1 protein-coding gene is annotated in these 1,563 nt (G+C 58.7%); it reads left to right on the top strand.

Going from position 1 to position 1,563, the window contains the following annotated elements; translation table 11 throughout:
- The first annotated feature begins 78 nt into the window (after positions 1 to 78).
- The gene (locus tag DSM100238_RS09215) at positions 79 to 1,401 is read left to right on the top strand and encodes a tyrosine-type recombinase/integrase (protein WP_152356363.1); all 1,323 of its coding nucleotides are present in this window, start codon (positions 79 to 81) and stop codon (positions 1,399 to 1,401) included.
- Positions 1,402 to 1,563: the final 162 nt, after the last annotated feature.

Below are 1,563 nucleotides of genomic sequence, written 5' to 3'. Positions count from 1 at the left end.
ACGCGGGCGGTGTATTGGAATGGGCGAGAACGGGGCGAGAACCGTCCCCGCATGTTGATTGGAGCATAGGAGGAAGCAATGCCTAGGAAAGCCAGGAGCGGGATCATCCACCCTTACAAGGTGGTGCGGTCGAAGAAGCTGAAGGACGGCACGGTGCGTGAATACGTATCGTGGGAGGCGAAGGTCGACGGGCGGCGCGTATCGGCGCGCACGTACCGTCAGTGCGATGAGAAGATACGTGGTCTGCTCGCCGAACGGAGTGAGCTTGGTGTGGCGGGCGATCCTAATATCCGGTTCGGCGCGTACTTGGATACGTGGCTTGAGGGGAAGCGGGACACGGTGGACCCTGGCACGTTCAAAATGTATAAGGTTGTGGTGCGTACGCATTTGGCTCCATACGGTAATCTGCGGTTGTCTCGTATCAGCCCGCAGGCGGTGCGGCGTATCCTCGGGGGGTTGACGGCGCATGACAGGTTCGGGAATGATTCCGGCAGGCCGTTGGGGTTCGGCGGGAAGCGTAGGGTGTATGGCGTGTTGGGGCAGGTGTTCAAGCAGGCTGTTGCTGAGCGTGTCGTCGCGTTCAACCCGATGCTTGGCGTGCCGGTGCCGCGTGCGCGTGATGCGGACCGGGATGTGGAGCGTGTGCGTACCGCGTTCACGGTGCCGGAGTTGGAACGCTTACTGGGCATGTCATCACGGCTGGGTGTGCCTGACGGCGCGGTCTGGTGGGTGTTGCTGTTGACTGGTATGCGTTTGGGTGAGATGTTGGGGTTGACGTGGGATTGTGTCGATCTTGACGGTGGTTTCCTGCGGGTTGATTGGAAGTTGGAGCATGTGGCGCGCGAGCATGGGTGCGGGGAGCCTGATTCCGGTGGCGTGTATCCGTGCGGGTACAAGCTCGCGTCGAAGTGCCCTAGGAGTCGTTTGCTGGTTCCTTCCGGCTTCGATTGCCGTGAGTTGGATAGTGTGTATTGTCTGACGCGCCCGAAGTCGCATACGGGGCGTGTGGTGCCGTTGGTGCCCGAACTGGTGGAGGTGTTGCGCCGCGTGAAGATGATTGACCCTGCCGGTGGGCTTGAGGGGCTGGTGTTCCATCGTCCTGACGGGCACCCGTTGTCGCCAACGACGGTGGAACGACTGTTTCGCGAGTTGTGCCGTGAGGCGGGTGTCGCTGATGCCGAGCATAGGGTTGTACACGAGACTAGGCATAGCGTGGTGACCCTGTTGTTCGCGTTGGGTGTGGATTCGGGTTTGGTGCAGGAGATCGTGGGGCATTCCAGCGCGGCGATGTCGGAGCATTATCGTCATGCTGGTTTGGGTGAGCGTAGCGCGGCGATGAACCGGTTGGAGGATGGTTTGGGTTTGCGTCGCCTGCTTCCCCCTGCGGATGGCGGTGAGTGATGTATTGGTGTCGGCGTTTTCTTTTTTCTTGCGTTTGGTGGGTGGCTGGGAAGTGACTCTTTTTTGAGTGGTTCCAGGTATTGAAAGAATGTTAGCTATGGATACTATGGATAGTTTAGGTTTTTTCCTATATATAGGCACTATGATTACATAGTCATACGA

Origin of the sequence: Bifidobacterium apri, from assembly GCF_009299485.1 — a bacterium.
GTDB lineage: Bacteria > Actinomycetota > Actinomycetes > Actinomycetales > Bifidobacteriaceae > Bifidobacterium > Bifidobacterium apri.
This window is presented reverse-complemented; position numbering and strand designations above follow the sequence as displayed.